At 56.6% G+C, this 13,309-nt stretch carries 10 protein-coding genes; 6 read left to right on the top strand and 4 right to left on the bottom strand.

What is annotated here, in order from left to right:
- Positions 1–41 precede the first annotated feature (41 nt).
- Entirely contained in the window at positions 42–1,709 is a 1,668-nt protein-coding gene (locus ACSQ3H_RS19590; protein ID WP_436118583.1) for an electron transfer flavoprotein-ubiquinone oxidoreductase, read from the bottom strand.
- A gap of 259 nt (positions 1,710–1,968) precedes the next feature.
- On the opposite strand from ACSQ3H_RS19590, the gene ACSQ3H_RS19595 reads away from it, so the two are divergent.
- From ACSQ3H_RS19595 to ACSQ3H_RS19605, 3 genes are all read left to right on the top strand, one after another.
- Positions 1,969–2,580 (top strand): hypothetical protein, encoded by a 612-nt coding sequence (locus tag ACSQ3H_RS19595; protein ID WP_436118584.1) that lies wholly within the window; start codon positions 1,969–1,971, stop codon positions 2,578–2,580.
- A 62-nt stretch (positions 2,581–2,642) separates the two neighbouring features.
- Entirely contained in the window at positions 2,643–3,470 is an 828-nt protein-coding gene (locus ACSQ3H_RS19600) for a uracil-DNA glycosylase (RefSeq protein WP_436118585.1), read from the top strand.
- Positions 3,471–3,601: 131 nt separating this feature from the next.
- Positions 3,602–4,849, top strand: coding sequence for an MFS transporter (locus ACSQ3H_RS19605; RefSeq protein WP_436118586.1), 1,248 nt, complete (start codon positions 3,602–3,604; stop codon positions 4,847–4,849).
- On the opposite strand, the gene ACSQ3H_RS19610 is transcribed toward ACSQ3H_RS19605, so the two are convergent.
- Positions 4,846–5,760 carry a DMT family transporter gene (locus ACSQ3H_RS19610; RefSeq protein ID WP_436119500.1) on the bottom strand — a complete coding sequence of 305 codons (915 nt, stop codon included), beginning with the start codon at positions 5,758–5,760 and terminating at the stop codon, positions 4,846–4,848. The genes ACSQ3H_RS19605 and ACSQ3H_RS19610 overlap by 4 nt on opposite strands.
- A 691-nt stretch (positions 5,761–6,451) precedes the next feature.
- Between ACSQ3H_RS19610 and pepN the strand changes: the two genes are divergently transcribed.
- The 3 genes from pepN (at position 6,452) to ACSQ3H_RS19625 (ending at position 12,511) form a co-directional block, all read left to right on the top strand.
- The gene (gene pepN / locus ACSQ3H_RS19615; RefSeq protein ID WP_436118587.1) at positions 6,452–9,097 is read left to right on the top strand and encodes an aminopeptidase N; all 2,646 of its coding nucleotides are present in this window, start codon (positions 6,452–6,454) and stop codon (positions 9,095–9,097) included.
- Positions 9,098–9,347: 250 nt separating this feature from the next.
- The gene (locus ACSQ3H_RS19620; RefSeq protein WP_436118588.1) at positions 9,348–11,666 is read left to right on the top strand and encodes a PAS domain-containing sensor histidine kinase; all 2,319 of its coding nucleotides are present in this window, start codon (positions 9,348–9,350) and stop codon (positions 11,664–11,666) included.
- Positions 11,667–11,761: 95 nt separating this feature from the next.
- Entirely contained in the window at positions 11,762–12,511 is a 750-nt protein-coding gene (locus tag ACSQ3H_RS19625) for a hypothetical protein (protein ID WP_436118589.1), read from the top strand.
- A 20-nt stretch (positions 12,512–12,531) separates the two neighbouring features.
- Here ACSQ3H_RS19625 and ACSQ3H_RS19630 read toward each other — a convergent pair whose 3' ends face one another.
- Both ACSQ3H_RS19630 and ACSQ3H_RS19635 read right to left on the bottom strand, forming a co-directional pair.
- Positions 12,532–12,936 (bottom strand): helix-turn-helix domain-containing protein, encoded by a 405-nt coding sequence (locus ACSQ3H_RS19630; RefSeq protein WP_436118590.1) that lies wholly within the window; start codon positions 12,934–12,936, stop codon positions 12,532–12,534.
- 3 nt (positions 12,937–12,939) lie between these two features.
- Positions 12,940–13,290, bottom strand: a complete 351-nt coding sequence (locus tag ACSQ3H_RS19635; RefSeq protein ID WP_436118591.1) for a type II toxin-antitoxin system RelE/ParE family toxin — start codon at positions 13,288–13,290, stop codon at positions 12,940–12,942.
- Between the last annotated feature and the right edge of the window lie 19 nt (positions 13,291–13,309).

The raw sequence follows: 13,309 nt of genomic DNA on the forward strand, positions 1-13,309 counted from the left end.
AGGTATCGACGAAAAAGCCCGGCATATGCCGGGCTGCTCAATCACATATTCTGATAGACCGGTCCCTCGCCGCCCTGTGGCGGTACCCAGTTGATGTTCTGGTTGGGATCCTTGATATCGCAGGTCTTGCAGTGGACGCAATTCTGCGCGTTGATCACGAACTTCGGCCCTGTTGCCTCTTCCACCCATTCATAGACGCCCGCCGGGCAATAGCGCGTCGAAGGCCCAGCATAGATTTCAAGCTCTGAGGATGTCTGCAGACCCATATCCTTGACGATCAGGTGTACCGGCTCGTTCTCCTCATGGTTGGTGTTCGACAGGAACACCGAGGACAGGCGGTCGAATGTCAGGACACCGTCGGGCTTCGGATAGGCGATCGGGCTGTACTTGCTGGCGGGTTCGAGCGAGGCAGCATCGGTCTTGCCGTGCTTCCATGTGCCGAAAGGCGACCAGCCGCCGAAAATCGTGTTGAGCCACATATCGAGGCCGCCGAGAACCACGCCGCCGATTGTGCCGAGTTTCGACCACATCGGCTTGACGTTACGCACACGCTTCAAATCCTTGCCGATCTCACTTGAGCGCCAGGCATTCTCGTAGGCGATGAGTTCGTCATTGGCTCGGCCCGCAGCGAGCGCTTCGGCCACATGTTCGGCGGCGAGCATGCCGGAGAGCATGGCATTATGCGAACCCTTGATGCGCGGCACATTGACGAACCCGGCCGAGCAGCCGAGCAGCGCCCCGCCGGGGAAGGACAGCTTCGGCACCGACTGCCAGCCGCCTTCAGTGATCGCACGCGCACCATAACCCAAACGCTTGCCGCCTTCGAAGATGCCGCGAATGGCCGGATGGGTCTTGAAGCGCTGGAACTCTTCGAACGGCGAAAGGTAGGGGTTCTTGTAGTTGAGGTGCATGACGAAGCCGACGGCGACCGTATTGTCCTCAAGGTGGTAGAGGAAGGAACCACCGCCCGTCTTCATATCCAGCGGCCAGCCGAACGAATGCTGCACGAGGCCCAGCTTGTGCTTGGCCGGATCGATCTGCCACAGCTCCTTCAATCCGATACCGTATTTCGCCGGTTCCTTGCCTTCATCGAGCTTGAATTTGTTGATCAATTGCTTGGCGAGTGAACCGCTCGCGCCTTCTGCGATCAGCGTGTACTTGCCGAGCAGTGCCATGCCCCGCGTATAGGCCGGACCGTGGCTGCCATCCTTCTCGATGCCCATATCGCCGGTGGCGACACCGATGACAGCGCCGTTGTCATCGTAGAGCACTTCCGAACCGGCAAAGCCTGGATAAATTTCGACACCGAGTTCTTCTGCCTTGGTGCCGAGCCAGCGACAGACATTGCCGAGCGAGACAATGAAATTGCCATGATTGTTCATCAAGGGCGGCATGGCGAAATTTGGCAGGCGCACAGAGCCGGAAGGCCCGAGAACCAGAAAATGATCCGCCGTCACCGGCGTCTTGAAGGGATGCCCCTCCTCGTCACGCCAGCCCGGCAGGAGTTTGTCGACCCCGATGGGATCGACCACGGCGCCGGACAGAATATGCGCGCCGACTTCACCACCTTTTTCGAGGACCACAACCGATAATTCCGGATTGATTTGCTTGAGCCTGATCGCTGCGGACAGACCTGCCGGACCCCCACCAACAATCACGACATCAAACTCCATGCTTTCCCGCTCTGGAAGTTCGGTTGTCTCGCTCATGCAATCCTCCTGATGATCATTCCCATAAGCACTTTTTCGTGCAGTATTTTCCCGATTTGTAGCGCAACAATAGCCGTATGATATAGGCAGTCACGCATTCCAGATGCGGCCAATTGCCCTCATTTCACGACGGTCAGCGAAATCTATAGTTACTTTAACGTAAACGTCAATATTCAACACTCTTACGGGATGGTTGCACGAAGCGTAGTTTCAGTCATAATCCGGCTATTGTCTCGCATGCCAACCGATGGGAGACGTGATGAAACTATTCCGTATGAACTGGATGCTGAGTGGCACGATGGCCGCCTGCATGCTTTTCGTCGGTTATGTTGCAAACGCATCGGCACAAGAAGATCCGCGGCTCTGGACTGCCGGCTCTTATTCCTTTTCCGATGAGCTTGGCGGTTTCATCATTCGCTCCATCAGCGGCAAGGGAACATTTGAAGATCCAATCATCCTTACGGAGGAATTTCCCTCTGCAACGCCAACAACTCTTGTCATTCGCACGGAGAAAATTGCGCTGCTAAACCCGAGCGAGGATGCCGGGATTCTGTTCTATTTGCGGGTACAGGCGATCAATGGCAGCGGTCATCCCTGGGTGGAGTTCGAGTTCGAACTGCAGGAACAGCTGAACGTGCCGAGCGATTATGGCGATGGTCTTTCCTTCTACCAGCCCGGTGACAAGAGGGGCATGATCAAATCGACCGGTTACGGCACTTATAGCGACGATTTCGAGCCATATGATCGTATGGTCTTCCGCGGTGGCAAGATCGATCCCGGTGGGAATGCAAGCTTTGATTTTCCGATCGCCGACTTCACACCGAAACGCGTGTTTTATCTGGTGCAGGAGCCACGCATTCCCTCGTCGTAGAGCGAGATGAGCTTGCATTACCGCCCGCAATTTGCGACTTCAGAGGGGAAAAGGATCGTCCATTGACCAATTTGCGCGAACTGTTGCACTTCTATGACGAGGCAGGCGTCGATACGCCGCTCGAGGATGCGCCGGTCGACCGCTTTTCGCAAATCGAGGCAAAGCGGGTTGTTGCTCCGGCCGCGCATGCATCGCGGCCTTCCCAGCAGCAGCGACCTGAAAGAGCGGCGGCAAGCCAACCGGCGCCACCTATACTCAGCAAGGCTTCTGTTCCAGACGACGCAAAGGTTGCGATGGCGCGGCAGCTGGCTTCAAGTGCCGCCACGTTGGAGGAATTGCGCGAACAGCTCGCAGCATTCGATGGCTGCAATCTGAAATTTACCGCCAAGAACCTGGTTTTCGCTGACGGAAATCCGACCGCTTCGATCATGTTTGTTGGCGAGGCGCCAGGGCGTGAGGAGGATCTCGAAGGTGTGCCCTTCATTGGCCGTTCGGGACAATTGCTCGATCGCATGTTCGCCGCCATCGGCCTCGACAGAACCGGTGTCTACATCGCCAATACCATTCCATGGCGTCCGCCCGGCAACCGCACGCCGACGCCGCTTGAAACCGAGATTTGCCGCCCATTCTTCGAGCGTCAGATTGAACTCGCGAATCCAAAGCTGCTGGTTGCCCTCGGCGGTCCGGCCGCCAAAGCGTTGACCAATGCGACGGAAGGTATTCTGCGCCTGCGCGGAAATTGGAAAACCCACATGACCGCATCGGGAATCCAGATACCTGTCATGCCAACACTGCATCCCGCCTATCTCCTGCGCAACCCGGCGCAAAAGCGCTTTGCCTGGCGCGATTTCGTCAGCGTCAAAATGCGGTTGCGTGCGCTGACCGATTAGAGCTCGTTCCGGCGAATATGGCTGGAAAGGGCTTTCGGTCTGCCGCAAAACTGGAATGCCCGTGTCGTAATCTTTGGCTCGTACGAACATTAGAACCTGTAGTTTCGAAAACTGAAACGCAGGATACACATATGTTTCGCCAGCTCTTGCCGATCGCGGCATTATTGACCAGCACGTTTCTGATGCTGACTGCAGGGGGCCTGGCGGGAATCCTGCTGCCCTTGCGCGCTGGTATGGAAGGCTGGTCGCCAACGACCGTCGGCTGGCTCGGCACCGGTTACGCGCTGGCATTCACCGGCGGCTGCATTATCGTTCCGCGTCTCGTGCGACGTGTCGGGCATGTGCGCGTCTTCGCTGTTCTCCTTACGCTCCTCAGCATGTCGATGCTGATGCATGGGCTGATCATCGATCCCTGGGCATGGACCCTCTTCCGGGCTCTGGCCGGTTTTTCATTGGCAGGCAGCTACATGGTGATCGAGAGCTGGCTGAACGAGCGCGTCACCAATTCGACGCGCGGCATGGTGTTTTCGATCTATATGATCGTTTCCATGCTCGGGCTGCTTGTCGGCCAGTATATCCTGCCGTTTGGCGATCCTGCGACACAGGCCTTGTTCATGATCGGGGCGTTGATCTATGCCGGAGCACTGGTGCCGACAGGTCTTTCAAATGCGCAATCGCCTCGCCCGCTGACGCAGGTGTCGCTCGATCTTCCCGGGCTTTACCGCAAATCGCCTGCTGCGTTGATCGGCTCGCTCCTCGCGGGGATCATCGCCGGCGCGTGGAACTTCCTGTCGGCGATCTATGGTCGCGAGATCGGCCTGTCGACTTTCGGCATTGCGACTATGATCGCGAGTTCGATGATTGGCGGAGCAATCTTCCAGTATCCGATCGGCCGCATCTCAGACTTTGTCGACAGGCGCTATGTGATGGTGGTTGCCGGGATTGGCGGTGTCGCAATCTCGCTGACGATGATCATGGTCCAACCCACCACGCCCTGGGTGATCTACACGTTGATGTTCGCCTTCGGAACAGTGCTGTTTCCGATCTATTCGCTCAATGTGGCGCACGCCAACGACTTTGCCGAGCCCAGCGAATTCGTCAAGATTTCCAGCGGTCAGCTGATTGTCTATGGTATCGGCAGCATGGTCGGCCCGCAGATCGCAGGGCGGCTGATGGATCTGAATGGCCCTTCGGGTTTCTTTGTCACGATGGCAGTCAGCTATGCGGCCTACGGCTCCTATGCGTTCTGGCGCAGCCTTCGCCGTGCGTCGCAAGCCCCTTCAGAGCGTCCCGATTTCGCCATTCGCCCGCATGACCGGCCGCAGACGCCGGAGACTTTCCAGCTGCATCCCCTGAGTGAAGCGGCGCAGGAGGACTAGCCCTGCGGCGTCGAGACCTTTCGGGCACGTGCCCGGGCGAGGCCAAGCCGATGTTCACGGTATATGATGAAAATGCCAGCGCTGATGACGATTGCTGCGCCAGTGATCATCTCCGCTGTCGGAATATCACCGAACAGGAGATAGCCGAGGGCGAGCCCCAGCAGCATGGATGTGTATTCGAATGGCGCAATCGCCGACATGTCGGCGTGGCGGTAGCTTTCGGTCAGAAGAATCTGCGCAACGCCGCCAGCTATTCCAGCCAGGATCAGATAGGTCGCCTGCAGGCCAGTCGGCCAGACCCATCCAAACGGAAGGCTGACCAGTGCAATGAGGCTGGAGGCTATGGAGAAATAGACGACGATGGTCGGCGTGCGCTCGGTTTGCACCAGCTTGCGTACCAACAGCATGGCGATGGCGGCAAGTCCGGCGCCGCCCAGGGTGGCGAGAGCCCCAACCGCCTGATCTGCCCCGAACTCACTTTCGCCAGTAAAAAATGACATGCGTGGCCAGAGGATGATAACCACCCCGACGAGACCGAAGCACACTGCCGACCAGCGATACAGGCGCACCGTCTCGCGCAGGAAAATAGCGCTGCATACGACGGTCAACAGCGGCGTCGCGTAGCTGATGGCGATTGATTCTGGCAGAGGAAGTTTGGTCAGACCGTAGAAGCTCAGACTCATGGCGCTCACGCCGACGAAGCCGCGCCAGAAATGGCTGAAGGGTTCACCCGTCTTGAATGCCACGGCCATCTGCCCTTGCCATGCAATGAAGGCAATGACCGGAAAGATCGCGAAGAAGGAGCGGAAAAACACCAGCTGACCTGCAGGAATACCGTCCGATGCTTTCAGCAGGCTCGACATGCAGACGAATACGCAGACTGAAGCGACCTTGAGGCCAATTCCCAGCATGACATTGGTGCTGCGCACACGATCTGCGACAAGTGGTTCACCGTCTCGCGGGTGAACAATAGTGGACACGGTTGTATATCCTGGAAGAAAGAGTGGTTGGCGGCGGTACGGAATTGTAAACTGATATATCTTTAGGATGGTTTAAGCGGCCACACCAGACCGTGATCAATCAATTTGCATTTTTCCGGCAAACAAACGGGTGAACGCAAACCTGGGTCACGCTACATACTCCTTAGCTCAACCTAGCGTTTATTGCGAGGTGTGCAAAATCACGAGATAAATCAAAACGTTCAGGCACTTGCCGTTTGATGGCTAAAGCAGCGCGCGCCGGGCCAGCGGTGTATCGGGGAAGACAGGCTCCTCCGACTGCGGCGACAGCCCTGCCATCAAATCTGGAGGTGAACTATGCGGTATTTGCCGTTTAGCATTGCCCTCATTATGAAAAGAACCCGGATCAGTTGGACACTGACTCTCCGGGTTCAATTCAAAAAATGAGAGAGGGAGACGGGCGAAAGCTCGTCCTCCACTCCGGAGCGATGATAGCAGCTTTTGCGCATTATCCAAGCTGCTGAAAATTTGAGCCAATTGAAGCATCGCTGTCCATAGCCAATTGCCTTGATAAATATACGATTTGTTGTGCCTTACAAAAAAGATGGATAGGGTCCCCGCCATCAATAAGGACAATTAGACGATGCGTACCGATACCGGCCAGGTTTTTCATCTGGAAGATTACAAGCCCACCGATTTTCTCATTCCCGAAACTCACCTCGATTTTTGCCTCCGCCCCGAGCGCACAGTCGTCAGATCCACATTGCAGATCAAGCGCAGGAACGGCGTTGCCGCCGATGCGCCTCTCATTCTGGATGGCGATGAGCTCAAGCTCGTTGATATCCGTATCGATGGTACCGTTCTCGGCGACAATGCCTATGTGGCGACGCCAGATCGTCTCGAAATTCGCGGCTTGCCGGAAAATGGCACCTTCACGCTCGAAATAACCACCGAGGTCAATCCGACCACCAACCGGCAATTGACCGGTCTGTACCGGTCGAGCGACGTTTATTGCACCCAGTGCGAGGCGGAAGGGTTCCGCCGCATCACCTATTTCCTCGACCGTCCGGACATGCTCTCGGTCTATACGGTGCGCATCGAAGCCGAACGCAGCGAAGCGCCGTTGCTGCTGTCGAATGGCAACCCTAAAGATAAGGGCACACTTACCAACGGCCGGCATTTTGCCGTCTGGCACGATCCGCATCCGAAGCCAGCCTATCTCTTCGCGCTCGTCGCCGGCGATCTCGGCGTGATCACCGATACATTCACAACCGCTTCGGGACGTCATATCGATCTCGGCATCTATGTCGAGCACGGCAAGGAGCCACGCGCGCTTTACGCCATGGATGCGCTGAAGCGTTCGATGAAATGGGACGAGGATGTCTTCGGCCGCGAATATGATCTCGATGTTTTCAACGTCGTTGCCGTGTCCGATTTCAACATGGGCGCTATGGAAAACAAGGGACTCAACGTCTTTAACGACAAGTATGTGCTGGCCGATCCCGACACCGCGACCGATACGGATTATGCCGGAATCGAAGCGGTGATCGCCCACGAATATTTCCACAATTGGACAGGAAACAGAATCACTTGCCGCGACTGGTTCCAGCTTTGCCTGAAGGAGGGGCTGACCGTTTACCGCGATCATGAGTTTTCCGCCGACATGCGTTCGCGCGCCGTCAAGCGCATCGCGGAAGTGAAGGGTCTCAAGGCGCATCAGTTCCCGGAAGATGCCGGGCCCCTCGCCCACCCGGTGCGTCCGCGCCAGTTCCGCGAGATCAACAATTTCTACACGTCGACCGTCTACGAAAAAGGTTCCGAGGTCGTGCGTATGATCCGTACCATTCTCGGGCCGGATCTCTTCCGCAAGGGCATGGACCTCTATTTCGAGCGCCATGATGGCGATGCCGCGACCATCGAGGATTTCATCAAGGTCTTCGAGGATGCGTCGGGCGAGGACCTCAGCCAGTTTGCACTCTGGTATGATCAGGCAGGTACACCCAACCTCGCCATTACCTATGATTACGATCAGGCGACGAAGACCTTCGAAATCGAGATCGAACAGTCGCTGAAGCCGACACCTGGCCAGACTTCGAAAAAGCCGATGCACATTCCGGTGCAGTTTGCGCTGCTCGGAGCCAAAGGCCGTGAGCTGAAGCCCCGTTCGGCCAAGGGCGGTCTGGTCAAAGGCGACGTGATCCATTTGCGCAAGCGCAAGGAGCGCTTCAGCTTTTCCGGTATTTCGGAACGACCGGTCCCTTCACTGCTGCGCGGCTTTTCCGCACCGGTGACGCTGACCAGCGAATTGACACGCTCGGATCTCGCCTTCCTCGCCCGCAATGACGGCGATGAGGTGACGCGCTGGCAGGCCCTCACCCAACTGCTGAACGCCAAGCTGACCAGCAATTCGAAACGTGTCCGCGGCGGCAAGCCCGCGACGATCGAGAACTCGTCGATCAAGCTCCTCGGCGAAATCGCGTTCAATGCAACGCTGGATGAGGCGTTTCGGGCGCTGTGCCTCAGCATCCCTTCCGAAAGCGACATCGCGCGCGAGCTCGGCGCGAATATCGACCCGGATGCCATTCTTGGCAGCCGTGATGCGCTGATCAGCGCCGTGGCCGAAGCGCATGCGGAGAAATTCGCGCAAGCTTATAACGAGCTGGAACAGAAAGGCTCGTTCAAGCCGGATGCGGCTGGAGCCGGACGCAGAGCGCTGCGCAATGTGCTGCTCGATTATCTCAGCGTCGCTGAAAGCAGTTCGAAGCGGGCCGCCGCACAGTTCAAGAATGCCGACAATATGACCGATCGGGCGGCAGCGCTTGGTGTGCTCGTCCAACGCTTTGGCGACAGTGAGGCGACAAACCACGCGCTGCAGGCATTCGAGGCGCGTTTCGGCAATGATCCGCTGGTCATGGACAAGTGGTTCGTGGTGCAGGCGATGCAGCCGGGAAATGGGGCGCTGGACAAGGTCCGCGAGTTGATGACACACAAGCTGTTTTCGCTCGACAATCCCAACCGCACCCGCGCTTTGATCGGCGCATTTTCCAGCGGCAACCAGACCGGTTTCAATCGTGCGGATGGCAGGGGTTACAAATTCTTTGCCGAGACGATCCTGACCATCGACAAAAAGAACCCGCAGCTAGCTGCGCGGCTTCTGACGGCGATGCGCTCGTGGCGATCCTTCGAACCCGTGCGGCGCGAACATGCGCGTGAATCGCTGGCGACCATCGCTATGGAGACCGGACTTTCAGCCGACGTGCGGGATATCGTCGAGCGAACATTGGCCTAAGAAGCCCGTCCGGAGGTTATCCACTGCCCTGTTTATTCATCGTCCTCGGGCGTCGCCCGAGGGTATTTTGAGTCATTTCAAGGAGTTATGACTCGTCCTTTGATTATAGTTTTGGCTCGCCATAAGTATTGATAAATATTTAACAAAGGGACTAGACACGCAGAATCAGTTTTGATTCACTACAGGTGCTTCGGATGTGCGGCGTGCCGAAGCAAATCACTGATTACAATGAAGAATGAGGGGGCCATCGATGGCAAATGCGGACGCGTATCGCGCGCCGACGGGGAAGAATTATGCCAAAAGCCGGAACAATGCGCGGGGGCGCAGCCGGCTTTCGGGTCACATAAAACTTCTCGCCGATCCTGCCTATGGCAAGCTGCTTGCCGCCGAGCCCTATCTGCGCCGGGCTATTCCACCGCTCATCATCATCTTCCTGCTCGCACTTGCTCTTGCGCGTTCCATGTCGCTTCTCGGCTGGCGTGACGACACGGAGCGTACAGCCCGCGCAACCTTGTCCATGGCGGCCAGTCATGTGGCGAGCGTCATCGACAATCGCATGAATGGCGGTCAAAAACTGAGCGTGGGCGACCTGCAGAATATTATCAGTGAAATCCGCGCGAACGATCTGATTCCGTCGGGACTGTGGTTTGCCGTCGCGAATGATGAGGCCAACATCGTGGTCTCTTCCGACGGCAGCGACCACTGGCGCAACAGGAACCTTGAAAGCTTCGTTACTGAAGGGCAACCGCTTTTTCTCTTCGGCGACCGGGCCGGCGCAATGCCGGTAAGGGTTGAAGGCACACCTGCCCTCGCCGCCTTCAGCCGTTCGGGCAATGGCGCCTATTCAGTCTTCGTCATGCATCCGGTCGAGGCCATCTTTGCCGATTGGCGCCGGGTCGTCTCTATCAATGTCACGATGTTCGCCGGAACGGCGACAATCATGCTGATCGTGCTCTATGCCTATTTCAGCCAGGCGGCTCGCGCACAGGATGCGGACGAGCTGTATCAGCACACGCAAGCGCGGGTGGACACGGCGCTGGCGCGCGGCCGCTGCGGGCTGTGGGATTGGGACATGGCACGCGGCCGGGTGTACTGGTCGCGGTCGATGTATGAAATGCTCGGCTACGAGGCCTATGACGCCATTCTCTCTCTTGGCGATATATCGTCAATCGTCCATCCGGACGACGACACGCTCTATAGCGTCGCGGCGCAGGTTGCAGCCGGGGAGATCAGCCAGATGGACCGCGTCTTCCGCATGCGCCATGCGGAAGGCTATTGGGTGTGGATGCGGGTGCGCGCGCAGGTCGCCGATGCGAACGTCGGCGATCTTCATCTCGTTGGCGTCGCCGTCGACGTCAGCGAACAGCACCGTTTTGTCCAGGCGACAGCACAGGCGGATCAGCGTATCCGCGAGGCGATCGAAAGTATTTCCGAAACCTTCGTTCTCTGGGACGCGGACAACCGTCTGGTCATGTCGAACAGCAAGTTCAACGAATATTCGGGGCTCGCCAATGAGTGCCTGCTGCCGGGCATCGGCCGCGAGGAACTGGAACCACGTATCCGCGCGGTGGCCTTCGAAAAGCGCATGGCCAATGAAAACGGTCGCAATGGCGCGCTGACCTTCGAACGGCAACTGGCCGATGGCCGTTGGTTGCAGGTCAATGAACGGCGCACTCAGGATGGCGGGCTGGTGTCTGTCGGCACCGACATTACCCAGTTGAAAGTGCATGAAGAACGGCTGGTGGACAGCGAGCGCCGCTTGATGGCGACAATTCACGACCTCAGTCTCGCCCGCAAATCCGAGATCGAACGCACGCTGGAACTGACCGAACTCAACAGCAAGTACGCAGTGGAGAAAGAACGCGCCGAGGCTGCCAACCGGGCGAAGTCCGAATTCCTCGCCAACATGTCACACGAACTGCGCACGCCGCTCAACGCCATCATCGGCTTCTCGGAAATCATGCATTCGGGTACGTTCGGCGCGCTCGGCTCCGACCGCTACGTGGAATATGTCCACGACATCCATACCAGCGGCAACTACCTCCTCAACGTCATCAACGACATACTCGACATGTCGAAGATCGAAGCCGGACATTTCTCGCTGGATCGTGAGGAGATCGATCTTTGCCCGCTGATCCGCGAGACCGTGCGTGTAGTTTCTCTGCAAGCACAGGAAAAGGATGTGAGGGTCGAAACCCGGATCGCAGAAAGCGTTACGCTCAACGCTGATCGCCGCGCCATCAAGCAGATACTGATCAATCTCCTGTCGAATGCGGTGAAATTCACCGATACGGGCGGGCGCATCTCGGTGCGGGCCCGCAAGGTATCGGGTGCGCTGGTGCTGACTATCGAAGATACGGGTTGCGGTATACCTAAAGAAGCGCTGAAGAAAATCGGGCAACCTTTCGAACAAGTCGAAAATCAGTTCACAAAATCCCATGCCGGCTCTGGACTAGGCCTCGCCATTTCTCGTTCCTTAACTCAACTACACGGTGGTGCGTTGAAGATACGCTCAACCGAAGGTATCGGAACTATTGTCTCTGTGCGGATACCGACGAGATTAATGTAGTACTGAAACTATTCTGAATAAAAATTAATTAACTACCTGTGAAATCCCTGAAATTTACTGTACAATAAAGTTTTATATATTCGGGGAGAACTGTCATGTTGAAGAAATTCTCATGCCTGCTGCTGTTGACTTGCGCCGTCGCCATTCCTCCACCTACAACTTTAAAGGCGCAGCAAGTTGCGCCAAGCGATATTACTGAGGGTGTTTGCGACGTTGATGTGCCTATCACTGGCGATTGGGATGTGTGGTACGAGATCACCGCAGTGAAGGGTAACGGTCTGTTTCCAACCCATTTGCACGATGGCATTGAATGCGTGACGACTATCAAGGGCACCGGCTTCTGGTGGACGGCTGACAAAGGCGGCACCACGACGAAAGTTCCGGCGCAGAAGACGCTTTTGGTGCGTGACCTTACGGTGCACACGGGGGGAAACGAGGATGGCGGCGAGATGCACTATCTCTCGACCCATGTCATGCGGGCCGGCGCCCCTTTCCGGGACATCTGCACAGCGTTGGGCGCTCCGACGAGTATGATCGTCAACGTCAACTCATCAAATCCCTTCAAGGTGATCTTTCGAAATCAGAAGTTCACCGACCGTCCATTCAAAGTGAAGCAGGATATCAAGACTTTGCCTTCGGGAGCCAGCGATACAGTTTTGAACGAACATGGCCCGTCCTACATTACGGCGGTAGAGGCTCCGCTGACGCTGAAGTCCAGTGGTGATACGCGGACACTGGCGCCTGGCGAAGGTTTCCTTCTTGCCGCTGGCGTAACCGAGATGGTGGGTAACGCCGGTGAGGCTCCCGCGAGAATGGCTGTCCTGCAGATCACCGAACTCAAATGATCGGGCTTTTAACAGCAACTTCAAGCTGAGCGCTTTACCCGCGACTTTTGGCCGTTGACGGTCGTCTCGACTGTCACGCGCGATTTCACTGGTCTACCCGAACGAAGCGGTATTTCCGCATGAGTGCCATCGGGAAAGTCAGCGACGAGTTTGAACGTGCCGCCAAGTCCACGCACATATTTCTCAAGCGTTCTGAGTTGGACGGTTTCCGGATGATTCTCGATTCTGGAAATTTCGCCCTGTTTCAGTCCCGTTTCGTTGGAAAGAGCTGTCTGTGTCACATCCAGTGCCTTGCGGACTTCCTTAAGATGCATGGCCTCTATGATCGCAGCGGCACCGGCATAGATCTTCTCCCGGCGCTCCTTCGGAAGAGCGTGGATCCGATCCACTGCATTGGGAAAGTCCGATTTCTTGTACTGTGCCATGTCCTATTCCTTTGCTTGCAGCCACTCATCGAAGCGCTTATCCGCATTCTTGACGAGAGATTTATAAAATCTCCTCTGGTTCACGCCTTCCTTGTTGCCACCAACTAGTATGATCGCTTGGCGATCCGGATCGAAGGCGAAGGCAAATCGCCATACTCCTTTGAGAGCAAAACGGATTTCTTTCATGTTGGCATGTTTCGAGCCGTAAAGCGTATCGACGAGTGGACGGCCAAGATTGGGACCTTCTCGCGCAAGGATGAGGATCATTTCGTCAAGTTTGTCCGCGACATCCGGATCAAGTTTCGCTTGTTCCTTCGAAAAATCAGGATGCTCTTGAACCCTCCAACTCATCATTCAATATAGGCTGCAACCG

Origin of the sequence: Phyllobacterium sp. LjRoot231, from assembly GCF_964253365.1 — a bacterium.
In the GTDB taxonomy this organism is placed as follows: domain Bacteria; phylum Pseudomonadota; class Alphaproteobacteria; order Rhizobiales; family Rhizobiaceae; genus Phyllobacterium.